20 protein-coding genes are annotated in these 21,700 nt (G+C 63.9%); 4 read left to right on the forward strand and 16 right to left on the reverse strand.

Annotated features, from left to right (window positions below; all coding sequences use genetic code 11):
• Nucleotides 1–55: 55 nt before the first annotated feature.
• The gene (locus ACGYLA_RS08575) at nucleotides 56–829 is read left to right on the forward strand and encodes an enoyl-CoA hydratase-related protein (RefSeq protein WP_394431849.1); all 774 of its coding nucleotides are present in this window, start codon (nucleotides 56–58) and stop codon (nucleotides 827–829) included.
• Nucleotides 830–832: 3 nt separating this feature from the next.
• Here the strand turns inward: ACGYLA_RS08575 and ACGYLA_RS08580 are convergent, their stop codons facing one another.
• The 3 genes from ACGYLA_RS08580 to gltX form a co-directional block, all read right to left on the reverse strand.
• The gene (locus ACGYLA_RS08580; RefSeq protein ID WP_394431851.1) at nucleotides 833–1,132 is read right to left on the reverse strand and encodes a hypothetical protein; all 300 of its coding nucleotides are present in this window, start codon (nucleotides 1,130–1,132) and stop codon (nucleotides 833–835) included.
• A gap of 471 nt (nucleotides 1,133–1,603) precedes the next feature.
• Nucleotides 1,604–2,899 carry a citrate synthase gene (locus ACGYLA_RS08585; RefSeq protein WP_271691449.1) on the reverse strand — a complete coding sequence of 432 codons (1,296 nt, stop codon included), beginning with the start codon at nucleotides 2,897–2,899 and terminating at the stop codon, nucleotides 1,604–1,606.
• A 114-nt stretch (nucleotides 2,900–3,013) separates the two neighbouring features.
• Nucleotides 3,014–4,414, reverse strand: coding sequence for a glutamate--tRNA ligase (gene gltX, locus ACGYLA_RS08590; RefSeq protein ID WP_394431853.1), 1,401 nt, complete (start codon nucleotides 4,412–4,414; stop codon nucleotides 3,014–3,016).
• A gap of 115 nt (nucleotides 4,415–4,529) precedes the next feature.
• Between gltX and ACGYLA_RS08595 the strand changes: the two genes are divergently transcribed.
• Nucleotides 4,530–6,557, forward strand: coding sequence for a ComEC/Rec2 family competence protein (locus ACGYLA_RS08595; protein ID WP_394431855.1), 2,028 nt, complete (start codon nucleotides 4,530–4,532; stop codon nucleotides 6,555–6,557).
• On the opposite strand, the gene lexA is transcribed toward ACGYLA_RS08595, so the two are convergent.
• The 7 genes from lexA to ACGYLA_RS08630 form a co-directional block, all read right to left on the reverse strand.
• The gene (gene lexA / locus ACGYLA_RS08600) at nucleotides 6,551–7,246 is read right to left on the reverse strand and encodes a transcriptional repressor LexA (RefSeq protein WP_394431857.1); all 696 of its coding nucleotides are present in this window, start codon (nucleotides 7,244–7,246) and stop codon (nucleotides 6,551–6,553) included. The genes ACGYLA_RS08595 and lexA overlap by 7 nt on opposite strands.
• Nucleotides 7,247–7,318: 72 nt before the next feature.
• On the reverse strand, nucleotides 7,319–8,491 hold the full coding sequence (glp, locus tag ACGYLA_RS08605; RefSeq protein ID WP_394431859.1) for a gephyrin-like molybdotransferase Glp: 1,173 nt from the start codon (nucleotides 8,489–8,491) through the stop codon (nucleotides 7,319–7,321).
• A complete protein-coding gene (moaC, locus tag ACGYLA_RS08610) occupies nucleotides 8,488–8,961 on the reverse strand; it encodes a cyclic pyranopterin monophosphate synthase MoaC (RefSeq protein WP_394431861.1) in 474 nt (157 codons plus the stop codon). Before moaC ends, glp begins: the two co-directional genes overlap by 4 nt.
• Entirely contained in the window at nucleotides 8,961–9,773 is an 813-nt protein-coding gene (gene trpC, locus ACGYLA_RS08615) for an indole-3-glycerol phosphate synthase TrpC (RefSeq protein ID WP_394431863.1), read from the reverse strand. The genes moaC and trpC overlap by 1 nt, the downstream gene beginning before the upstream one ends.
• A gap of 7 nt (nucleotides 9,774–9,780) precedes the next feature.
• On the reverse strand, nucleotides 9,781–10,440 hold the full coding sequence (locus ACGYLA_RS08620; protein ID WP_394431865.1) for a uracil-DNA glycosylase: 660 nt from the start codon (nucleotides 10,438–10,440) through the stop codon (nucleotides 9,781–9,783).
• On the reverse strand, nucleotides 10,437–11,453 hold the full coding sequence (gene trpD, locus ACGYLA_RS08625) for an anthranilate phosphoribosyltransferase (RefSeq protein ID WP_271691441.1): 1,017 nt from the start codon (nucleotides 11,451–11,453) through the stop codon (nucleotides 10,437–10,439). The genes ACGYLA_RS08620 and trpD overlap by 4 nt, the downstream gene beginning before the upstream one ends.
• Nucleotides 11,450–12,031, reverse strand: a complete 582-nt coding sequence (locus tag ACGYLA_RS08630) for an anthranilate synthase component II (protein ID WP_394402659.1) — start codon at nucleotides 12,029–12,031, stop codon at nucleotides 11,450–11,452. Before ACGYLA_RS08630 ends, trpD begins: the two co-directional genes overlap by 4 nt.
• Before the next feature lie 166 nt (nucleotides 12,032–12,197).
• On the opposite strand from ACGYLA_RS08630, the gene ACGYLA_RS08635 reads away from it, so the two are divergent.
• Complete coding sequence (locus ACGYLA_RS08635; RefSeq protein ID WP_394431868.1) at nucleotides 12,198–13,757, forward strand: divergent polysaccharide deacetylase family protein; 1,560 nt, start codon at nucleotides 12,198–12,200, stop codon at nucleotides 13,755–13,757.
• Between the two features lie 24 nt (nucleotides 13,758–13,781).
• Here ACGYLA_RS08635 and ACGYLA_RS08640 read toward each other — a convergent pair whose 3' ends face one another.
• Genes ACGYLA_RS08640 through fabI form a run of 6 tightly spaced genes read right to left on the reverse strand, consistent with a single transcriptional unit; the run spans nucleotide 13,782 to nucleotide 20,846 of the window.
• Complete coding sequence (locus ACGYLA_RS08640) at nucleotides 13,782–14,822, reverse strand: succinylglutamate desuccinylase/aspartoacylase family protein (protein ID WP_394431870.1); 1,041 nt, start codon at nucleotides 14,820–14,822, stop codon at nucleotides 13,782–13,784.
• A gap of 2 nt (nucleotides 14,823–14,824) precedes the next feature.
• Nucleotides 14,825–16,336 carry an anthranilate synthase component I gene (gene trpE / locus ACGYLA_RS08645; RefSeq protein WP_394431872.1) on the reverse strand — a complete coding sequence of 504 codons (1,512 nt, stop codon included), beginning with the start codon at nucleotides 16,334–16,336 and terminating at the stop codon, nucleotides 14,825–14,827.
• Between the two features lie 12 nt (nucleotides 16,337–16,348).
• The gene (locus tag ACGYLA_RS08650; RefSeq protein WP_394431874.1) at nucleotides 16,349–18,193 is read right to left on the reverse strand and encodes a peptidyl-prolyl cis-trans isomerase; all 1,845 of its coding nucleotides are present in this window, start codon (nucleotides 18,191–18,193) and stop codon (nucleotides 16,349–16,351) included.
• 30 nt (nucleotides 18,194–18,223) lie between these two features.
• Nucleotides 18,224–19,405, reverse strand: a complete 1,182-nt coding sequence (locus ACGYLA_RS08655) for an aminotransferase (RefSeq protein ID WP_394431876.1) — start codon at nucleotides 19,403–19,405, stop codon at nucleotides 18,224–18,226.
• Nucleotides 19,406–19,451: 46 nt separating this feature from the next.
• Nucleotides 19,452–19,985: a xanthine phosphoribosyltransferase gene (gene gpt, locus ACGYLA_RS08660; protein WP_067261592.1), complete on the reverse strand. Its 534-nt coding sequence runs from the start codon at nucleotides 19,983–19,985 to the stop codon at nucleotides 19,452–19,454.
• A gap of 54 nt (nucleotides 19,986–20,039) precedes the next feature.
• Nucleotides 20,040–20,846 carry an enoyl-ACP reductase FabI gene (gene fabI / locus ACGYLA_RS08665; protein WP_394431878.1) on the reverse strand — a complete coding sequence of 269 codons (807 nt, stop codon included), beginning with the start codon at nucleotides 20,844–20,846 and terminating at the stop codon, nucleotides 20,040–20,042.
• 248 nt (nucleotides 20,847–21,094) lie between these two features.
• Here fabI and pdxH point away from each other — a divergent pair, with 248 nt between their 5' ends.
• Nucleotides 21,095–21,700: a pyridoxamine 5'-phosphate oxidase gene (pdxH, locus tag ACGYLA_RS08670; protein ID WP_394431880.1), complete on the forward strand. Its 606-nt coding sequence runs from the start codon at nucleotides 21,095–21,097 to the stop codon at nucleotides 21,698–21,700.

The following is a 21,700-nucleotide window of genomic DNA, read 5'->3' on the forward strand; positions in this document are numbered from 1 at the left end:
CTGGCAGCGGCACATTGCTTTGATATGCTGCGGCCAAGCAATCGAGGATAGCAAGATGGACTATGAAACGATCACCTATGCGCTGACCGACGATGTCGCGCTGATCACGCTGAACCGCGCCGATAAGATGAACGCGCTCACCACGCAGATGCGGGCAGAGCTGACCCATGCGGTGACCGAGGGGGGGCGTGCGGCGCGGGTCGTGGTTCTGACGGGGGCGGGGCGTGCCTTTTGCTCGGGCCAAGACTTGGCCGACCGGGCGGGCGGCGTGGCCGATCTGGAGAAAACGCTGCGCGAAGAATATGCGCCGCTGCTGCGCGCCATCATAAACTGCCCGGTGCCGACCATCGCCGCCGTGAACGGCCCGGCGGCAGGGGCAGGGGCAAATATCGCACTGGCCGCCGATGTCGTCTTTGCGAGCGAGAGCGCCTATTTCATGCAGGCTTTCACCCGCATTGGCCTGATCCCTGACGCGGGCGGCACCTATGCGCTGCCCCGGCAGATGGGCATGGCCAAGGCAATGGGGGCGGCCCTCTTCGCCGATAAGATCACCGCCCGTCAGGCTGACGACTGGGGGATGATTTGGCAGGCCGTCCCGGATGCGGAGTTCGATGCCCATTGGCGCGCCAAGGCCGCGCAATTGGCCGCCGGCCCGACCGCTGCCTATGCCGAGGCCAAGAAGGCGATCCGCGCGTCATGGGACAACGGGCTTGAGGATCAACTCTCGCTGGAGGTCCAAGCGCAGGGCCGCTGCGGCAAGTCGCAGGACTTTGCCGAGGGGGTGACAGCCTTTACCCAAAAGCGCAGCCCCAAGTTTCAGGGGCGCTGAGCGCTAGCAGCTTCGCTCAACCAGCAGCACATCGCTGGCCGAAGGCGCCGGGCCATTGGCCCGCGCCACCACCGCCACAGCGACGCCATCCGCCAAAACCGTATGGACCGAGTTCGAGACCTGCGCGATGGTGATGCGCGGCGGGGTCTGGCCCTTGTCATAGACCACGGCGATCTGGTCGCAGTCATGCAATGTATCGGGGACGAGCGCACCCTGAGGGCCGGGGCCGTCTTCGGCCTTCGCAGGCGTCAGACCGGTGGCGCAGTCCCAGCGAAGCCCTTTGGTCCGGTCCGTTGCGGTCATCCTGCATCCTCTCGTCGCGGCCCGGCTGTACTGCTGGGCGTCTACAATGGGGTGGACGCCAACCGGACTGCCAAAGAGCGAACCCCTTCGGCAGTGCGACAATGATGCCCTTCCCACCCCGAAAAGACATCGTGAAAGGAGGCTACCGCCGCGGGGGGAATCCCGTCAAGCGGGGCGGGGGCATTGTCACGAGGTGCGAAACAGTGCCGCAATTTGGCCGTATTTTCTGCTCCGGTGTTTCGATTCTGGCAAAGCGCTTGGAAACATTCACTGATTTTTCACGCCATTGCTGACAGCGCATATAAGGGCACCGGTTTTCGCGATTCGGGCGCGCGGAATCAGTTGCCCCGCCGGCGCCGCCATTGTTGCCCTAGGGTCAACAAACTCAATCAGCGGTATTGCAAAAACTGGCGGGAGAAACGCGAAACGCCCCGGAAATCCGGGGCGTTTGCATGGTGTCTGAAGGTCGCTTCAGCGGTTCTCGATATCGACGTAGTCGCGCTTGTCCTCGCCGAGGTAGAGCTGACGCGGACGGCCGATTTTGAGCTGCGGATCGCTGATCTGCTCTTTCCACTGGGAGATCCAGCCCACGGTCCGCGCCAACGCGAAGATCGGGGTGAACATCGACGTGGGAAAGCCCATCGCTTCGAGGATGATGCCAGAATAGAAATCCACGTTCGGGAAAAGCTTCTTCTCCGCGAAATACGGATCCTCCAGCGCGGCTTTCTCCAACTCCTTCGCGACCTGGAGGATCGGGTTGTTCTCCACGCCCAGCAGTTCGAGAACCTCGTCGGCGCTTTCCTTCATCACGGTCGCGCGCGGGTCGTGGTTCTTGTAGACGCGGTGGCCAAAGCCCATCAGGCGGAAGGGGTCGTTCTTGTCCTTGGCGCGGGCGATGAACTCTGGGATGCGATCTGGCGTGCCGATCTCCTTGAGCATCTCAAGGCAGGCTTGGTTCGCGCCACCATGCGCCGGGCCCCAGAGGCAGGCAATGCCAGCGGCGATACAGGCGAAGGGGTTCGCACCGGAAGACGACGCCAAGCGCACGGTCGAGGTCGAGGCGTTCTGCTCGTGATCGGCGTGGAGCGTAAAGATCCGGTCCATCGCGCGGCTGAGGATCGGGTTGACCTCATGCTCTTCGGCCGGAACGGCAAAGCACATGCGCAGGAAATTCGAAGCATAGTCGAGATCGTTGCGCGGATAGACGAAAGGCTGGCCGATGGTGTATTTATAGGCCATCGCCGCGATCGTCGGCATCTTGGCGATCAGGCGGATCGTTGCGACCTCGCGCTGGTGCTCATCGTTGATGTCGGTGCTGTCGTGGTAGAAGGCCGACATCGCGCCAACCACGCCCACCATGATCGCCATCGGATGCGCATCGCGACGGAAACCGCGGAAGAAGTTCATCATCTGCTCGTGCAGCATGGTGTGGTTGGTCACCAAGCACTCGAAATCTTCCAGCGCCTTGGGGGAGGGCAACTCACCATAAAGCAGCAGGTAGCAGACTTCGAGGTAATGCGACTTCGAGGCCAGCTGCTCAATCGGGTAGCCCCGGTGCAGCAGCACGCCTTTGTCACCATCAATGAAAGTGATCGTGCTGTCGCAAGCCGCGGTCGAGGTGAAGCCCGGGTCATAGGTAAAGACACCCGCCTGCCCATAGAGCTTGCGGATATCGACAACATCGGGCCCGTCAGTGGGGCTGTGAATCGGCAGATCGAAGCTTTGATCGTCGATCGTCAGCGTTGCGGTTTTATTGTTATTGGTCATGAAATCCCTTCCCGAATGTAGGCTGCGGAGATGCCCCCGCCGTCTGGGCCTAGCCCCATATGGGGCTGTCCCGTTCAGTTATACCTGCCGCCCAAAGAAGTGGTGAACCAAAACTTAGGCCGCGGCGTCCGTCAGTCGGGCAAGGGTCTCATCGCGCCCCAGCACCAACATCATGTCAAAAACCGATGGGGTGACTGCCCTGCCAGCCAAGGCCGCCCGAAGCGGCCCCGCCAGCTTGCCAAATTTGGTGTCATGCGCGGCAGCAAAGCCGTTCAGTACCTCCTCCAGCGTTTCTTTGTTCCAGCTAGCATTTTGCAATTGCGGCGTCAATTCCGACAGTATGCCACGGGATACCGTATCGAGATTCTTTGCCGCTTTCTCATCCGGGGTGATCGGACGTTCGGCCAAGACAAAGGCCGCTTTTTCAAGCAGTTCGGGGAATTTCTTCGCGCGATCTTTCAGACAGTACATCGCCCGTTCCAACGCCTCGGCCTGACCTTCGGTCAGCGCGGGCTCTCCTGCCGCTTCAAGATAGGCTTCAATCTCGCGCCGCAGTGCGGCATCATCGGCCTGTGCGATATGCTGACCGCAGAGGTTTTCCAGCTTTTTCAGGTCAAACTGCGCGGGGCTTTTGCGGATCCCGTCCAGATCGAACCATTCCTGCGCCTGTGCATCGGTAAAGAATTCGTCATCCCCATGGCTCCAGCCCAGACGGGCGAGGTAGTTGCGCATGCCCGCCGCAGGATAGCCCATCACCTGATATTCCTGCGCACCCAAGGCGCCGTGACGTTTCGACAGCTTCTTGCCATCCGCGCCGTGAATCAGCGGGATATGCGCCCAAACCGGCACGTCCCAGCTCATCGCCTCATAGATCATCATCTGGCGGGCGGCGTTGTTGAGGTGATCGTCGCCGCGCACCACATGGGTCACGCCCATGTCGTGATCGTCCACCACCACGGCCAGCATATAGACCGGCGTGCCGTCCGAGCGCAGCAGGATCATATCGTCGAGCTGGTCGTTGCGGATGGTGACATCGCCCTGCACCTGATCGCGGATCACGGTAGTGCCTTCCAGCGGCGCCTTGATGCGGATGACGTAAGGCGCGTCCGGGTGGCTCGCCGGATCGGCATCCCGCCAAGGGGAGCGATAGAGCGTGCTGCGCCCTTCGGCCTTGGCCGCCTCGCGAAAGGCGGCGATTTCTTCTTGGCTGGCGAAGCACTTATAGGCTTTGCCGGCGGCCAGCAGTTCCTGCGCGACTTCCGCGTGGCGCGGGGCATTTTCGAACTGGCTCACGATCTCGCCATCGTGGTCGAGGCCGAGCCACGACATGCCCTGAAGAATCGCCGCCGTCGCTTCGGGGGTGGAACGCGCGCGGTCGGTGTCTTCGATGCGCAGCAGGAATTTACCCCCCCGGCCACGGGCATAGAGCCAGTTGAACAGGGCGGTCCGCGCCCCGCCGATATGCAGGAACCCGGTGGGAGAAGGGGCGAAACGGGTCACAACAGGGGCGTTCATGGCGGAGGGCCTTTCGGTCAGAGATATGCTGTTCGGAGCGGCGTTTACCAATTGGTAACCATCCCGGTCCTAGGATTTGACGCCTGTCTACCCAGTGCGATCCGCGGGGGCAAGCATGGGCCTTTGGAACCAGTTCAGCGCCGTGATGCTGCGCCAGCGCGGGCATCTGTTTTGCTGGGTGCCGGTCTGCCTCGCCTTGGGGATCGGCTGGTATTTTTCGCTGCGGGCAGAGCCTTCGGGGGTGATGCTGGCGGCGGTCGCAGGTGTCGTGGTCGTGCTGGCGGTCGTCGCGCGGGCGCTGCCTGAGGTCACGGCCCCCTTTGCTGTCGCCGCGGCTTTGGTCTTGCTGGGAGTGCTGCTGGCGGCGTTTCGGGCGCATTCGGTGGCAGCCCCGGTTCTCGGCTGGCGTTACTATGGCCCGGTCGAGGGGCGTGTCGTGGCGCTTGACCGAAGCCAGTCCGACGCGCCGCGCGTGACGCTCGATCAGGTCCGGTTGGACCGGGTGCCGCCCGCGCGCACGCCGCCCCGGGTGCGCGTCTCACTCCATTCGACGCTCCCCGCCGCAATTACGCCACGGCCCGGCATGCAGGTGATGACCACGGCGCATCTGTCACCCCCCGCAGGCCCGGTCGAGCCGGGCGGCTTTGATTTTCAGCGCCATGCTTGGTTTGCCGAGTTGGGCGCGGTGGGCTACACCCGCGTGCCGCTTTTGGGCATGGCGGACCCTGTGGAAGGGGGCATCGCGTTGATCCTTTTCCGATTGCGCATGGCCGCCTCCGCGCGGGTGCGCGCCCATCTTCCCGGCGATATCGGCGGTTTCGCCGCCGCCATCACCACCGGCGACCGCAGCGCCATTTCGCAAGATGCCCTGCAAGACCTGCGCAGCAGTAATTTGGCGCATCTATTGGCGATCTCGGGCCTGCATATGGGGTTGCTCAGCGGAGTTGTCTTCGGCGCAGCGCGCCTGCTTCTCGCGTTGCATCCGGTCACCGCCACCCGTTGGCCAAGCCGAAGCATCGCCGCGGGGGCCGCTCTGATCGCCGCCACCGGATACCTCGCGCTGTCGGGCGGAAATGTCGCGACCGAGCGGGCCTATGTCATGTGTGCCGTGGCACTATGCGCCCTGATGATCGGGCGGCGGGCGATCTCTCTGCGCGCGGTCGCCATCGCGGGCATTATCGTCCTGACCCTGCGGCCAGAGGCGCTGATGGGGCCGGGGTTTCAGATGTCATTCGCCGCGACCACGGCGCTTGTCGCCGTCTTTGCCTGGATCCGCGATTTCGAAGGTGAGGTCATTCCCAAACGCCTCCGCCCCGTCGCCGCGGTGGTGATCTCTTCGGCCGTGGCGGGCATCGCCACCGCGCCCATATCCGCCGCGCATTTCAACACGATCGCGCATTACGGATTGGTCGCGAACCTGCTCTCGGTCCCCTTGATGGGGGTCTTGGTCATCCCCGCCGCCGTGCTGGCGGCGATCCTTGCGCCCTTCGGCGGTGAAGGAATACCGCTTTGGGCGATGGGTCTGGGCCTTGAGTGGATCCTATCGGTCGCGGATGTAGTGGCACATCTGCCCGGCGCGCGCAGCTTCGTGCCGGGGCCGGGGGGATGGGTGCTGCCGCTCCTGTCACTCGGGTTTCTCTGGCTCGTCCTGTGGCAAGGTCATGTACGTTGGTTCGGCCTGCCCGCGATCGTGCTGTCTTTCGCCCTCTGGCAAGGAACCACACGCCCGGACGTGCTTGTCGCCGACACGGGAACGCTCGTGGGCGTCATGACCCCGGCGGGCAGGGCGCTCAGCAAAGACAAAGCCGCAGGTTTCGTCGCGCGCAATTGGTTGGAGAATGATGGCGACGGCGCGGATCAAGCCGTGGCCGCCCAAAGATGGGCGGGCCAAGAGGAGGGTATCATCCATCTGTCAGGAAAACGGGCGGTCGCCGCCTTCAGCGGCTGCCAACCCGACGAAGTCGTGGTTGCATCCGTTGATATGGCGATCGCCCGAGATTGGGGCTGCCAAGTCTACGATCCCTTGCGCCTGCGGGAAACCGGCGCAATCGCGCTCAATAAATCGGCGCAGGGTTGGGAAGTCACCACCGCGAAAGACCGCGCCGGGACACGCTTGTGGAACAGCCGCCCGCAGAGTCAGTAAGTGCGGATCAACCCGACCAGTCGCCCCTGAACCTTCACCTTGTCCGAAGGCAGGACCCGCGTTTCATAGGCGGCGTTGGCGGCTTCCAAAGCCACCGAAGACCCTTGTCTGCGGAAACGCTTCAGCGTCGCTTCCTGATCTTCGACCAAGGCCACCACGATATCACCATTATCGGCGACGGAGGTTTCACGGATCACCACGATATCGCCATCGTTAATACCCGCCTCGATCATCGAGTCCCCGCGCACTTCGAGGGCGTAATGCTCCCCCTGACCGGCGATCATCCCGCCGGGCACCGTGACGCTATGGGAAACTTGGGAGATCGCCTCAATCGGGACACCGGCAGCGATCCGGCCCATGACCGGCACATCGAACGCGTGATGCGGCGTGACCGGTTGCGCCGCAGGCGGCGGCGGCGCGTCGGGCCGGTCCCCGTCGATCACGCGGGGGGCGAAACCGGGCGCACCCCCAAGGCTTTCGGGCAATTTGACCACCTCGATCGCACGGGCACGATGGGCAAGGCGCCGGATAAAGCCACGCTCCTCCAACGCTGTGATCAGCCGGTGGATGCCGGATTTCGACCGCAAGTCGAGCGCCAATTTCATCTCATCAAAGCTGGGCGGCACGCCGTCGCGCTGCACGCGCTGGTGGATGAAAGAAAGCAGATCGAGTTGTTTTTTGGTCAGCATCGCGCGGCCCCTGAAGCTTTTATTGCTTTTGTTCTAGGGATGTTCTTGTTTTGTGTCAACCGTGGGTTGGCGTTAAATCAAGATGTACTTTTGCAAATCGCCCGCCTTGCGCGCCGGTTCATTAGGCGGGCGGATCATCAGCGCATCGGCCTGCGCGAGCACGGATAGAAGAGACGAATCCTGCCGATCATCCGGGTGGAGTGCGCCATCCCGAAGATGGGCGCGCATGTAATGTGCACGCGGCCCATTCGGGCCAATCTCGCGCCCAAGGGGGGCTTCGGACATGACAGCATGGACTTCGGTCAGCCCAAGCATGCGCCGCAGCATCGGCAACACGAAGATCGCACCGCAAACCATTGCAGAAACGGGGTTTCCCGGCAGCCCGATCATCGCGGCATCGCCGATTTTGCCTGCCATCAACGGCTTGCCGGGCCGCATCGCGACCTTGTAAAATGATTGCTCCATGCCAAGCTCAGCCGCCACGGGCGCGATGAGGTCATGATCACCCACCGACGCGCCGCCGACGGTGACGATCAGATCCGCGCCGCGGGCCAGGGCGAAGGCCTGTTTAAGCGACGCTGTCGTGTCCCGCGCGATAGGCAGCATGCGCACTTCGGCGCCCGCCTCTTCGAACATCGCGGCGAGGCCGTAGCTATTGGAGGCGATGATCTGGTCGGGGCCGGGGCTTTCACCGGGCTGCACCAATTCATCCCCCGTGGCGAGGATCGCGATGATGGGTTTGCGGGTGACGGGCACCTGTGCCACGTTCATCGCAGCGAGGAGCGCCACATCGGCGGGGCGCAGAACGCGCGGAGCGGTTAGGTCTTCGCCTTTGGTGAAGTCTCCGCCGGCAGGGCGAATATTGTCTTTGTCATCAATACTGTGGCCGAGGGTGATAAGGTCGCCCCGCCGGGTCACATCTTCTTGGATCACCACGAAATCGGCGCCTTCCGGCACCGGCGCGCCGGTGAAAATGCGCACGGCTTGTCCGGCCCGCAGGCTGCCCGCGTAGCCATGGCCAGCCGCGGCTTCGCCGACGACTTTGAACATCGCATCCGCTTCGACTTCGGCGCGGCGCAGGGCGTAGCCGTCCATAGATGAGGCGGCGAAGGGCGGCTGGCTGCGCTGCGCGCGCACGGGCTGCGACAAGACACGGCCATTGGCGGCGCGAAGGGCGACTTCTTCGGTTTCCAGAGGTGCAACAAGGTTCAGGACGGCTTCCAAAGCCGCTTCGACGCTGATCATGTCGCCTCGTAACGGCCTGATTTGCCGCCATCTTTTAGAACGACCCGCGTGCCGCCAATCTCCATCGCTTTATCCACGGCTTTGGCCATGTCATAGACGGTGAGAGCGGTAACGGAGGCCGCGGTTAGGGCCTCCATCTCAACCCCGGTTTGGCCAGTGGTTTTGACAGTGGCGAGAATGCGAATGCCGGGCAGTGCGGCGTCGGGAGTCAGATCGACGCTCACCTTGGTGATCGGCAGAGGATGGCAAAGCGGGATCAGGTCTGCCGTCCGTTTGGCCGCCATGATCCCGGCAAGCCTTGCGACCCCCAGAACATCACCCTTCTTAGCGCGCCCTTCAGTAATGATATCAAGGGTTTCCGGCGCCATCTTGATGTAGCTTTCAGCCTTGGCCACCCGCGAAGTCACGGCTTTCTCCGAGACATCGACCATATGGGCGTCGCCCTCGGCGTCGAAATGGGTGAGCGCCATTACATCCCTCCGGGAACGAGCGGGTTTGTGAGCAGATCGCGGGTGGCCTGTTCGACATCTTGCTGGCGCATCAGGCTTTCGCCGATGAGGAAACAGCGCGCGCCGTAGATTGCCATATCAGCAAGATCGGCGGGGGTGTAGAGGCCGGATTCACAAACCAGCATACGGTCGTGGGGGACGGCCTCTGACAGTTGACGCGTCACATCAAGAGAGGTCTCGAAGGTATTGAGGTTACGGTTATTAATCCCGATCATGCGGCTGTTGAGCTTTTCAGCCCGGGCCAGTTCTTCCGCGTCATGAACCTCGATCAGCGCGTCCATGCCCCATTCATCAGCGGCTTGCTCAAGTTCCGCGGCCTGCGCGTCAGAGACGGAGGCCATAATGATCAGGATGCAGTCGGCACCAAGGCTGCGCGCTTCGGCGACCTGATAGGGATCGTAAAGGAAATCCTTGCGCAGGACCGGCAGATCGCATTCGGCGCGGGCTTCGACGAGGAATTCCTTCGCGCCTTGAAAACTCGGGGTGTCGGTAAGGACCGAGAGGCAGGTCGCGCCGCCTGCGGCATAGGCGCGGGCGAGGGCGGCGGGTTCGAAATCTTCGCGGATCAAACCTTTGGAGGGGCTGGCTTTTTTGATCTCGGCGATCAGGCCGTAGCCTTCGCGGGAGGCTTTGTGCAAGCTCTGCGCGAAGGGGCGGACTGGCGGGGCGGCGCGGGCCGCAGCTTCGACCTCTGCTTGCGATTTTTCGGCCTTGGCAGCGGCAATTTCGTCCAGCTTGTAGGCTTTGATTTTTTCAAGAATTGTGGCGGTCATGGCTTCCTCACGGCTTTGTCCAATGTATGCCGGGCTTGCCTTGGCCCTGCAACCAGTCATTCACGCGGCTGAAGGGGCGTGAGCCGAAGAAGCCGCGCCTTGCAGATAGCGGTGAAGGGTGCGGCGTCTCTATCTTCAGGTTGCGCGCCGGATCGACCTCTGCCGCCGCCTTTTGCGCATGCGCCCCCCAAAGCAGGTAGGCGCGGGGGCGATCAGAAAGACGGTTGAGCACCTGAGCGGTTAACCTTTGCCATCCGAGCCTCGCGTGCCCATGCGCGCAGCCCGCCGGAACGGTCAGCACGCTGTTAAGCAGCAGAACCCCTTGATCGGCCCAGAACCGCAGGTCTGGGTCTTGCGGTGATGCGCCAAGATCGGCGTCTAACTCCTTGAAGATATTGACAAGGGAGCGGGGAATGGGGCGCACATCCGGCTCGGCCGAGAAGGCGTAGCCATGGGCATGGCCGGGAGTCGGATAGGGGTCTTGACCAAGGATCACCACCTCCAAAGCCGACGGTTGCAGATGCTCAAGTGCTGCGAATATCTGCGGGGCGGGCGGCAAAACCTCCCGCGTCTCTGCGGCGAGCCGCTCTGCTATGCGCGGCCAATCCTCGGCGAAAAAGGGCAGTTCGGCCCATTCGCCGAGGGCAGTGAGGCTCGGTGGCGTCATGCCGACTGGCTGATCCGCGCCACTTTTTCGATCCGGTCACGCGCCGCGCCGCTGTCGATGCTTTCGCGGGCCATCTCGACGCCGGTTTTCAGATCCGGGGCCACGTCGGCCACTACCAAAGCAGAGGCTGCGTTCAGCAACACAGCGTCGCGGTAGCCTGATGGAACTCCGTCCAGGAGCGCCTTGAAATGTTTGGTGTTTTCGGCGGGCTCACCCCCGGCGATAGCTTCGAACGGATGGACCGGGAGGCCCGCGTCTTCGGGGTGCAATTCGCGCAGGTTGACGACACCGTCTTCCAGTGCTGCGACCCAACTGACGCCGGTGATGGTCAGCTCATCCGTGCCATCGGAGCCATGCACCAGCCATGCTTTTTCCGAACCGAGCTGCTTGAGTGTCAGCGCCATCGGTTCAATCAGATCGCGGGTATAGGCGCCGGTCAGCTGCCGTTTGACCCCTGCCGGATTGGTCAGCGGCCCGAGGATGTTAAAAATCGTGCGGGTGCCAAGCTCGGACCGGGTCGGCATGACATGGGCGACGGCGGGGTGGTGCATGGGCGCCATCATGAAACCGATGCCAGCTTCGGCCAATTCACGCTCGACCACCGCGGGGCCGACCATGACGTTGATCCCCAGCTGCGACAGCGCGTCGGAAGCACCTGATTTCGAACTGAGGTTGCGGTTGCCGTGTTTCGCCACGACAGCGCCTGCGCCCGCGGCCACGAAGGCGGCGGCGGTTGAGATGTTCAGCGTGCCCTTGCCGTCACCGCCGGTACCAACGATGTCGATCGCGCCTTCGGGCGCGCGGACGGCGTTGCATTTGCTGCGCATGACCTGTGCCGCGGCGGCATATTCGGTGACCGTCTCCCCGCGTGTGCGCAGCGCCATGAGGAACCCGCCGATCTGGCTGGGGGTCGCTTCGCCCTCGAACAGAATTTCAAAGGCTTCAACGGCCTGATCCGAGGTCAGCGGCCCGTTCGCGGCGGCATCCAGCAGGGGTTTCAGCGCGCTACTCATGCCGGGACCTTCATCTCGTTCAGGAAGTTTTGCAGCAGGGCGTGGCCATGCTCGGACCGGATCGATTCCGGGTGGAATTGCACGCCGTGCAGGGGCAACTCCCGGTGTTGCAGGCCCATGATGGTGCCGTCTTCAAGCGCTGCGGTAATCTCAAGGCAGTCGGGCAGGCTCGCGCGTTCGACCACCAGCGAGTGATAGCGCGTGGCCCCGAAGGGCGAGGGGAGCCCGGCGAAAACGCCGCGCCCGTCGTGCTGCATCTGGCCCAGTTTACCATGCACGATATCATCCGCGCGCACGACCTTTCCGCCAAAGGCTTGGCCAAGCGTTTGATGGCCAAGGCAGACCCCGAGAAGCGGCACGCGCGCGGCAGCAGCGGCATGGGTCAGCTCTAGGCAAATTCCCGCTTGGTCGGGGTCGCAGGGGCCGGGAGACAGCAGGATACCGGCGGGGTTCATGGCCATCGCTTCGCCCACGCTGAGCGCGTCGTTGCGGTGCACCTGCACATCCGCCCCGAGGCTGCCCAGATAGTGGACCAAGTTATAGGTAAAGCTGTCGTAGTTATCGATGAGCAGCAGCACAGGCAGGCATTTCTTTGTATTAGGACTGGAGAAACCGCGCCGGAGCGCGGTATAGGTTTTCGCATACATGTTCAGGCTTGAACTCCATCGTCAAGAGTTTGGGGCAAGCCAATTGAGGGGAACGCCGGGCTTTCTGGCCATGGCGCAGACAGCAGGAGTAGCGCAGATGGCACGCGGAGTTCTGAGCGGGCTGATTTGGGGCGGTGTGGCAAGCATCGGTGTGGCCGGTGCGGTGTCGCTGATGATGCCTTTGCCGCTGCCGCCGCAGGTTGGCGATGCGCCCGGATCCGGCCCCGCCCCGGCGCGGATCAATGTGACGGACGCAGGCGAGCAGGGGCGCAGCCGCGATAGCGCGCCGGTGTTGAACGCCCCCGCGCCGCGCGCAGATGTGCCGCAGCAAGACAGCCTCGCCGCGCTTGACCCCGACACGCAGACCTCGGCCAGTCTGCCTGAAACCGGGGGTGCCGAGGGGCTCAGCACCCCCGCGGCTCCCGAGGGGCAGACGCCGATGTCGCCCGGCGCGGAAGAGCCTGTGCTGCCCAATCCGCAGGCCGCAGCGCCGGATGCCCCGCCTGCGGCGGATGAGCTTTCGATCAGCACCGAACCCGCGCAGCCGCCCGCGCCGGATGTGGCGGATATCGAAGGGGCCTTTGACGCGCCGCAGGGCATGGCCGCGCCGGAGGTCGAGGAGGAGGAGGCGATCACCCTGCCGGCGGAGGAGGTCGTGGTTGAACAGCCGGAGGCTGAAGCCGGAGCGATCGAAGACGTGCCTCGCGGTGAGGGGGAGACCGCTGAAGCTGACCTGTCTTCCCCGGTGCCTGAGCCGGAGAACATCGAGGGGACAAGCCCCGCGCCGCTGGAAGAGCCGGAGGTTACCGAAGCCACCCCAGAGCCTGCTGAAACTGAAGCCGACAGTCGCCCGGCCATCGGCACACCAGCGACCAGCCTGACCGAGCGAGACACAGGCGTCGTGATCAACCGCCCCGGTGCAGAGGTGGTGGCAGAGCCCGCTGAAGCTGACGAAATCGTGAACGAGGACCCGCGCCCTGTGGTGGTCAACAGCCTCCCGAGCGACCTGCCTGAGGGCAAGCCGCTGATGAGCGTGGTGCTGATCGACGATGGCACCTCGGTCACCGCAGGCAGCGCCGGGTTGGCCGCATTGCGCAGCTTTCCCTATCCGCTGAGTTTCGCCGTCGATAGCACCCTGCCGGATGCCGCCGAGCGGGTGGAAACCTACCGCGAGGCTGGGTTCGAGGTCTTGGCCATGGTCGACCTGCCGCAGGGCGCGCAGCCCAGCGATGCCGAGACTACATTTGGCGCCACGCTCGACCAGATTGGCCCGGTGGTGGGGGTGTTGGAAGGCACCGAAAGCGGCTTTCAAGGCAGCCGCGCGCTGGCCGATCAGGTGACCGATATTCTCGCGCAATCAGGCCACGGGTTGGTGACGCAGGACAAGGGGCTTAACACCATGCCCAAGCTGGCGCGCAAGGCGGGTGTGCCTGCCGATCCGGTGTTTCGCGATTTCGACAGCAAAGACCAATCGGCCCGGGTGATCCGGCGTTTTCTGGATCAAGCGGCTTTCAAAGCGGGGCAGGAGGGTGCTGTGATCATGCTGGGCCGCCTGCGCCCCGATACCGTCTCCGCCCTGTTGCTCTGGGGGCTGCAAGACCGCGCGAGCGATGTGGCCTTGGTCCCGATCTCGGCGGTGCTGCTGCGCGAGGAATGACCCGGCGCGGCGCGCGCCTTGGCGCTAGATGATCTCGTCTTCGTCGAAGAGCGGGTCTTCCTCCAACTGGCTGGCGAGTTCATCCACCGTCGCCTCCGCCGCGCGGGGGCCGAGTTTGGCAAGGTGAAAGACCGCATCGCCTTCGTTAACGATGGGCAGCATCGCCCGCCCGATGAGAATGCCGGGCGCATCGGCCAGAAGCTCGGCCTCCTCTTTGCCGAAAGGGTCTGAGACGATGGCCAGAAGATCGCCCTCGGCGACGGTTTCCCCCTCGGCCCGGAAGGTGCGCAGCAGGCCGCCTGCGGGGGCGCGCAGCCAATGGGAAGCGGTGCAGATATAGGGCGCGCTGCGAGCGCGGGCGATGCCCTTGGCGGGCAGCATTTCTTGGCCGCGCATCACGCGCAGGATGCCAGCAAGCCCCGCACGCACGGCCATCTCGTCAAAGCGCAGCCCTTCGCCCGCCTCGTAGAGCAGGATCGGCGTGCCTTGTTTCGCGGCGACCGCGCGCAGCGATCCGTCGCGCAGGGGGGAGGTCAGCACCACCGGCGCGCCGAAATCCAGCGCCATTTTCTGGGTCACCTTATCCGCCGGAGAGACGCGCACTTGCGGCAGGTTCGTGCGATGAATTGCTGCCGAATGCAGGTCGATGCCGAAGTCGCAGCGCAGCACCACCTCTTGCAAAAAGATATGCGCCAGCCGCGCGCCGAGGCTGCCGGTGGGCGAGCCGGGGAAGCAGCGGTTCAGATCACGGCGGTCGGGCAGGTAGCGCGAGCGGTTCAGGAAGCCGAAGGAGTTCACGACAGGCACGACTATGAGCGTGCCGCGTAGCGCCGAGAGTTGCGGCGTGCGCAACAGGCGGCGCAGGATCTCGACGCCGATCACCTCATCCCCATGCACCGCTGCTGAGACGAACATCGTCGGCCCGGGCCGTTTGCCGTGGAAGATTTCCAGCGACAGATACACCGGCGTGTGGTCCGGCAGGATCGAGACGGGCAGATCAACGGCAAGGCTGCTGCCGGGCGCGACGGAATGCCCCGCGATCTGGAAGGGCGCGCGGGGGGCCATGGTCAGCCGTTGCCCTTGCCACCGAACCGCGACGCATCCGCAGCCGCGCGGCGGATTGCGCCGGATTTATGCACGGTTTCCATGAATTCGGCCTCGGGATCGCTGTCATAGACCACGCCGCCGCCTGCTTGGATATAGAGCGTTTCGTCCTTCACCACGGCGGTGCGCAGGGCGATACACATGTCCATGTCGCCGCCCGCGCTGAAGTAGCCCACGCCGCCGCCATAGACGCCGCGTTTCTCAGGCTCCAACTCGTCGATGATCTCCATCGCGCGAACCTTTGGCGCGCCGGAAACGGTGCCGGCAGGCATTCCGGCAAAAAAGGCGTCGAGCGCGTCCTTGCCCTCTTTCAACTCGCCCACCACGTTGGAGACGATGTGCATGACGTGGCTGTAACGCTCGACGATGAACTCTTCCGTCGGGCGCACGCTACCGATCTTTGCGACCCGGCCCACGTCGTTGCGGCCCAAGTCCAGAAGCATCAGGTGTTCCGCCAACTCCTTGGGGTCGCTAAGCAAATCGGCTTCCAGCGCGCGATCCTCCTCCGGCGTAGCACCACGTTTTCGGGTGCCTGCAATGGGTCGGATGGTCACTTCGTTGCCGAATACCCGCACGAGGATTTCGGGGCTGGCACCCACCACATGGAAGCCGCCGAAGTTGAAATAGAACATGAAGGGCGAGGGGTTGGTGCGCCGCAAGCTGCGGTAGAGCGCGAAGGGCGGTTGGGTGAAACCTTGGGCCCACCGCTGGCTTGGCACCACCTGAAAGATATCGCCCGCCTTGATATAGTCGCGCGCCTTTTCCACGGCGGATTTATAGCCCTCACGGGTGAAATTGCTGACCGGCTCCGGCGCGTCTTCGGCCTCTCCCAAATTGCGGGAGGTCTGCGGCATGGCGCGTTCCAGATCGCGCACGGCGTCCATGACCCGCTCGGCGGCTTGGGCATAGGCCGCGCGGGCGGTTTGGCCCTCGGACACCCAAGCGGGGGAGACGATGGTCACCTCGCCTTTGACCCCGTCGAGGACTGCGACGACCGAAGGGCGCACCATCACGGCGTCGGGCAGGCCCAGAGGGTCGGGGTTCACATTGGGCAGATGTTCCACCAGCCGGATCATGTCATAGCCGAGGTAGCCGAAAAGCCCGGCGGCGGCTTGCGGCAGATCGTCGGGCAGGGTGATCCGCGATTCCGCGATCACGTCGCGCAGACGGTCCAGCGGGTCGCCGGGCATATCCTCGAAGGCATCCGCATCATAACGGGCGGCACGGTTGAGGGCAGCGGTCTTCCCCCTGCAACGCCAGATCAAGTCGGGCTTCATGCCAATGATCGAATACCGCCCGCGTACGTCCCCGCCGGTGACGGATTCCAGCACAAAGGCATTCTCCGCCGCGCCGGTGAGTTTGAGCATCAATGAAACGGGTGTGTCGAGGTCGGCGGCAAGGCGGGTGTAGACGATCTGGTTTTCGCCCGCTTCATAGGCGCGGGCGAAAGTGTCGAAATCCGGGGTCAGGGCCATCAAAATTGCCTATCAGGGAAAGTTCACATGCACGGCATTGACCGCGCGCTGGTCGATCTGGGGATCGGCTTCGCGCATGACGGCATTGCTGTAGATATCGAAAAGACCTTGGGCCAGCGCCTGATCCAACTGCTGCGAGAGGCGGTCCATCAGCGCTTGGGTCTGGTCGTCTTCGCCTGCCGGTGTCACGGCATCAAGGCGCAGAACCACGACGCTATCGCCTGCGGGCAGGACGGCCACACCGCCTTCGTCGAGGTCAAAGACCTGATCCATGAAATCGTCCGGCGTGCCGTCGACATAGGAGCTGCGGGTTAGCCCTTCGCCAAGCTGGGGCGAAAGACCGGCGGCTTCAAAACCCCCTTCTTCGGCCAGCGTCTCGGTCAGGCTCTCGGCCTTTTCGGTCAGCGCCTCGACGATCTGAGCGTTGCGCCATGCGGTCTCAACGGCGTCGCGGGCCTCTTCGAAAGGTTCGGGGCGCGCGTCTTTGGTCTCATCCAGACGCATGGCAAAGATGCCGCCGTCTTCGAGTTGGTCGATCTGCGGGAAGTCATTCGCGCTCAGCCCCGCCGCGGCCTCGCGGAAGGCGCCATAGGCGGCGATGCCCTCGCTGCTGTCTTGGGTCCAATCGATGGTGCCAAGGCGCATCTTGGTCTCTTGGGCCAATTCTTCGAGCGTGGCAGCCCCGGCAAGCTGGTCGTCAATCTCTTGCGCACGGGCCTCGACAGCGCGGGTGGCGCGGGAGATGGCGAGGGTCTCTTCCAGCACGTCACGGGCCTCTTCGAAAGGCACATGCTGCGCGGGAAGGATGGCGTTTACGCGGAACAGGGCCGGCCCGAGCGAGCTGGGCAGCGGGCCAACGATGTCACCGCTTTCGGCGGCAAAGACCGCATCGGCTGCATCATCAAGATCGGATTTTGCGACATCGCCGAGATCGACATCCGCCAAGGCCAAGCCGCGCTCTTCGACCAGCGCCTCGAAAGTGGTGCCGTCGACCTCAAGCGCTGCGGCGGCGCGGTCTGCGGCCTCCTGATCGGCAAAGACCAGACGTTCGACCAAACGCCGCTCGGGCTGGTCGTATTCGTCGCTGCGGGCGTCATATTCGGCGCGCAGTTCTTCTTCGGGCACTTCGACTTCGTCCAGCAGGTCTTCGGGAGCGAGCCAAGCGTAGGTGATGCTTTTGCTGGCGGGCAGCATGAAGTCATCGGTGTTGGCGTCGTAATAGGCGCGCAATTCGTCTTCGGTGGCGGCGGGCAGGGGCACGTCGAGGTCATCCTCGCTCAGCCGGGCCCAAGTGAAGCTGCGCTCTTCGGCAACGTAATCGACCAGCGTGCGGGCATAGGTGTCGGGCATGGAGACGCCGCCCAGAATGGCGCGTTGGAGCAGGCCACGCGCGGCTTCTTCGCGGATCGAGCGTTCGAACTCGGCCTCGCTCATCCCGCTTTGCTGAAGGGCAAAGCGATAGCCTTCGCGGTCAAAGTTGCCGTCGATCCCTTGGAAGGCCGAGATTGCCACGATCTCATCGCGCAGGGTGGCGTCCCCGATGGAGATGCCCATCTGGTCGGCCTCATGGTCCAACGCGCGGTTGCGCACGATCCGTTGCAGGACGGCGCGGTCCAGCCCCATCTCTTGGGCGCGGGCGAAGGGCAGGCTTTCCCCCGTTTGCGCTTCGATCGCGCGGATTTCCTGCTGCAACTGGCGGGCATATTGATCGACCGAGATCGACTTGTCGCCCACGGTGCCGATGCTGCGCAGATTGCCGCTGAGGTTGATCGCGCCAAAGCCGCCCAGACCCAAGATCAAAAGGGCCATCAAGGCCCAGACGGCGGTTTTCGAAAAGCTGAAGCCCTTTTTGGCCATGACAAGGTCCCTCGTTGATTTCGGACCTGTCTATGCGTTGCGTGGCAGGGCTGCAAGCCTGTCGAAAAGCACCTTCAGACCGGCGGCGTCGAGGTTGGCAAAGGCGATGCGCAGCTGGCTTTCGCCGCGCGCGTCGCCCTCGGGCTGGAACATCGTGCCGGGCAGGCAGAGCACGCCCGCGTCTCGTACCAGATCGCGCGCCAGATCGGCCGAGGAGAGCTCGAAGGGGTGGCGCATATAGGCGAAGTAGCCGCCCAGCCCCAGAAGCTCCCAGCCCAGCGGTTCGAGCCGGGGCATCAGGTCGGCAATTGCGGCGCGGCGGGCGAGGATTTCCTCGCGTTCTTCGGCGAGCCATACGCTGAGGTTCTGCATCCCCCAAAGCGCGCCGTGCTGGCCGATCTGCGCGGGGCAGATGGCGACGGTGTCGAGGAACTTCTCGACCTCGGCCAACCGTGCGCGGCTGGCGATCAGCGCGCCGACGCGGTGGCCGGTCAGGCGGTAGGCTTTGGAGAAGGAATAGAGGTGAATGAGCGTGTCATGCCAATCGGGGTCGCGGAACAGCGCATGCGGCGCGCCGGGGCGGCTGTGGAAGTCGCGGTAGGTCTCATCAAGGATCAGCGCAATGCCGTGGCGGCGGGCCAGTTCGAAGAATTCCTGTACCAGAGCCGCGGGATATTCCACGCCGCCGGGGTTGTTGGGCGTGACCAGCGCGATGGCGCGGGTGCGCGGGGTGACGGCTGCCGCGGCTTTTTCGGGGTCGGGCAGCATGTCGGCCTCGACGGGCAGTGGCACCGCCGTGACGCCGCTCATGTCAAGCCACATCTTGTGATTGAAGTACCAGGGCGTCGGGATGATGACCTCGTCGCCTTCACCGCAGAGCGTGGCGATGGCGGCGGCGAAAGCCTGGTTGCAGCCGGAGGTGATGCAGACCTGTTCGTCGGTCACCACGCCCGCGTATTTCTCGGCCGTTTGCCGCGCCAGTTCGGCGCGCAGTTCCGGCAGGCCCAGCACTGGCCCGTAGAGATGCGCCTCATCGTTGTTCAGCGTGACCTCGGCCATCGCACGGCGCAGCCCTTCGGGGGGCGGATCGACGGGGGCGGCTTGGCTCACGTTAATAAGCGGGCGGTCGGGCGGGAAGTCGACCCCGTCGAGCCAGCGCCGCGCCTCCATCACCGGGGGGAAGAATGTGGTGGCGGTGCGCGGAAGCGTCATGGAGGTATCCGGTCAGATAGGGGCAGGGCAGGTGGCGCGGGGCCGGTCAGTCCTTGCCGCGGTAGGGCTCGACATATTGCAGGGCCATGTCCCACGGGAAGAAGATCCATGTGTCCTGGCTCACGCCAGTGATGAAAGTATCGACCTGCGGCTCGCCCTCGGGCTTGGCATAGACGGTGGCGAAATGCGCCTGCGGGTAAAGCTCGCGCACCAGTTCGATGGTCTTGCCGCTATCGACAAGGTCGTCGACGATCAGGATGCCGGTGCCGTCGCCCATCATCTCGGCGTCGGGGGATTTCAGCACCTTCGCCTCGCGGCGCTGGTCGGCGGCCCCGCCGCCCGAGTGGTAGGACATGACCGAGATCGTGTCGACGGTGCGGATGTCGAGCTCGCGCGCGACGATCATCGCGGGCGCCATGCCGCCGCGGGTGATTGCCACGACCGCACGCCAAGCGCCATCGTCGGGGCCCAGACCGTCCAGCCGCCACGCCAGCGCGCGGCTGTCGCGGTGGATCTGATCCCAGGAGATGTGAAAGCCCTTTTCATGGGGCAGGCGCGAGGCGTCCTTGGATTTGGTCATGGTGGTCCTTTGCAGCAGCTGGCGCGGGCACCCGCGCGAATTGATTTGGGCGGCTTATTTCTTGGACATGTCGGGCGCGTCAACCGCCTTCATACCGACGACGTGATAGCCCGCGTCGACATGCAGGTTCTCGCCCGTGGTGCCGCTGCCCAGATCCGACAGCAAAAACAGCGCGGCCTTGCCCACGTCCTCGGTGGTGACGTTGCGGCGCAGGGGCGAGTTGTACTCGTTCCATTTCATGATGTAGCGGAAGTCGCCGATGCCGGAAGCCGCCAGCGTCTTGATCGGCCCCGCCGAGATCGCGTTGACGCGGATGCCGTCCTTGCCCAGATCTTCGGCGAGGTATTTTACGCTCGCTTCCAGCGCCGCCTTGGCCACGCCCATGACATTGTAATGCGGCATCACCTTCTCGGCGCCGTAGTAGGTCAGCGTCAGCGCGCTTGCCCCGGGCGACATCATCTTCTCGGCGCGCTGCATCACGGCGGTGAAGGAGTAGACGGAGATGTCCATCGACATGGCGAAATTGCCGCGGCTGGTGTCAACGTAGCGGCCCCGCAGCTCGCCCTTGTCGGAAAAGCCGATGGCGTGCACGATGAAATCCAACTCACCCCAGCGTTCTTTCAGGCTCTCGAACAACGCATCAATCGACGCTTCATCGCCCACGTCGCAGGGCAGAACGATGTCGCTGCCAAGCTGCTCGGCCAGCGGGCCTACGCGTTTCTTCAGCGCTTCGCCTTGGTAGGAAAAAGCAAGTTCCGCCCCCGCATCGGCCAGAGCCTTGGCCACGCCCCATGCGATGGATTTGTCATTCGCCAGCCCCATGATGAGCCCGCGCTTGCCCTGCATCAGTTCGTTTCCCATTCCGCCGCCTTGTCTATGTTCTTGTCTATGTTCCGTTGAGGTTGTCTTGGTCTAGGCGATTGCAGCGCTACCATCAAGACTGCACAGGCGCCTTCACCCCCGAGAGTTGCCATAAGATCGGCGGCTAACTGTCGGAAATCGGGTGAGGTTGTCCTTTGAGTTGCCGATTGTTAACAAATGCCATACCGAAGGGATCGGACCCCGGCGAAGAACCGGCTACAGGCAAAGCACTCTGAAGGAGATGCCGAATGGAGACGCGGACTGGTATTTTTGCGGGGGATGATCCCTTTGCAATTGCGCAGCGTTGGCTTTCCGCAGCAGAGGCGACCGAGCCTAATGATCCCAATGCCATCGCGCTCAGCACGGTAGATTCGCAAGGGCTGCCCAACGCCCGCATGGTGCTGCTGAAAGAGATCGAGCCGGAGGCTTTTGTCTTTTACACCAATTACGAAAGCCAGAAGGCGCAGGAACTTGACGGCGCGGGCAAGGCGGCCTTTGTCATGCATTGGAAATCCCTGCGCCGCCAACTGCGGGTGCGCGGTTTGATCAGCCGGGAGGACGGGCCGCAGGCCGATGCCTATTACGCCTCGCGCTCGCTCAAAAGCCGTCTGGGGGCTTGGGCCTCGCGCCAGTCGCAGCCGCTCTCGGGACGCGCTGCGCTGATGGCCGAGGTGGCCAAGGTGACGGCGCAGAAGGGGGTGAACCCTGAGCGTCCGCCGTTTTGGGGCGGCTACCGGATCACCCCGCTGGAAATCGAATTCTGGGCCGATGGCGAGTTTCGCTTGCATGATCGTTTCCAGTGGCGGCGCGCAGATGTCGCGGCACCCTGGGCCGTGACCCGGCTCAACCCTTGA

Origin of the sequence: Sulfitobacter sp. 1A13679, from assembly GCF_043557115.1 — a bacterium.
Classification (GTDB): domain Bacteria; phylum Pseudomonadota; class Alphaproteobacteria; order Rhodobacterales; family Rhodobacteraceae; genus Sulfitobacter; species Sulfitobacter faviae.

Bases quoted from the DNA above. Each gene is read 5' to 3' on its own strand.
- ACGYLA_RS08635 (WP_394431868.1), top strand. From the start codon at position 12,198: ATGGCACGCGGAGTTCTGAGCGGGCTGATTTGGGGCGGTGTGGCAAGC.
- gltX (WP_394431853.1), bottom strand. From the start codon at position 4,414: ATGAACGCCCCTGTTGTGACCCGTTTCGCCCCTTCTCCCACCGGGTTC.
- fabI (WP_394431878.1), bottom strand. From the start codon at position 20,846: ATGGGAAACGAACTGATGCAGGGCAAGCGCGGGCTCATCATGGGGCTG.
- pdxH (WP_394431880.1), top strand. From the start codon at position 21,095: ATGGAGACGCGGACTGGTATTTTTGCGGGGGATGATCCCTTTGCAATT.
- glp (WP_394431859.1), bottom strand. From the start codon at position 8,491: ATGATCAGCGTCGAAGCGGCTTTGGAAGCCGTCCTGAACCTTGTTGCA.
- trpD (WP_271691441.1), bottom strand. From the start codon at position 11,453: ATGAGTAGCGCGCTGAAACCCCTGCTGGATGCCGCCGCGAACGGGCCG.
- trpC (WP_394431863.1), bottom strand. From the start codon at position 9,773: ATGACCGCCACAATTCTTGAAAAAATCAAAGCCTACAAGCTGGACGAA.
- moaC (WP_394431861.1), bottom strand. From the start codon at position 8,961: ATGGCGCTCACCCATTTCGACGCCGAGGGCGACGCCCATATGGTCGAT.
- ACGYLA_RS08580 (WP_394431851.1), bottom strand. From the start codon at position 1,132: ATGACCGCAACGGACCGGACCAAAGGGCTTCGCTGGGACTGCGCCACC.
- ACGYLA_RS08575 (WP_394431849.1), top strand. From the start codon at position 56: ATGGACTATGAAACGATCACCTATGCGCTGACCGACGATGTCGCGCTG.
- gpt (WP_067261592.1), bottom strand. From the start codon at position 19,985: ATGACCAAATCCAAGGACGCCTCGCGCCTGCCCCATGAAAAGGGCTTT.
- trpE (WP_394431872.1), bottom strand. From the start codon at position 16,336: ATGGCCCTGACCCCGGATTTCGACACTTTCGCCCGCGCCTATGAAGCG.
- ACGYLA_RS08650 (WP_394431874.1), bottom strand. From the start codon at position 18,193: ATGGCCAAAAAGGGCTTCAGCTTTTCGAAAACCGCCGTCTGGGCCTTG.
- ACGYLA_RS08640 (WP_394431870.1), bottom strand. From the start codon at position 14,822: ATGGCCCCCCGCGCGCCCTTCCAGATCGCGGGGCATTCCGTCGCGCCC.
- ACGYLA_RS08620 (WP_394431865.1), bottom strand. From the start codon at position 10,440: ATGACGCCACCGAGCCTCACTGCCCTCGGCGAATGGGCCGAACTGCCC.
- ACGYLA_RS08655 (WP_394431876.1), bottom strand. From the start codon at position 19,405: ATGACGCTTCCGCGCACCGCCACCACATTCTTCCCCCCGGTGATGGAG.
- ACGYLA_RS08595 (WP_394431855.1), top strand. From the start codon at position 4,530: ATGGGCCTTTGGAACCAGTTCAGCGCCGTGATGCTGCGCCAGCGCGGG.
- ACGYLA_RS08585 (WP_271691449.1), bottom strand. From the start codon at position 2,899: ATGACCAATAACAATAAAACCGCAACGCTGACGATCGACGATCAAAGC.
- lexA (WP_394431857.1), bottom strand. From the start codon at position 7,246: ATGCTGACCAAAAAACAACTCGATCTGCTTTCTTTCATCCACCAGCGC.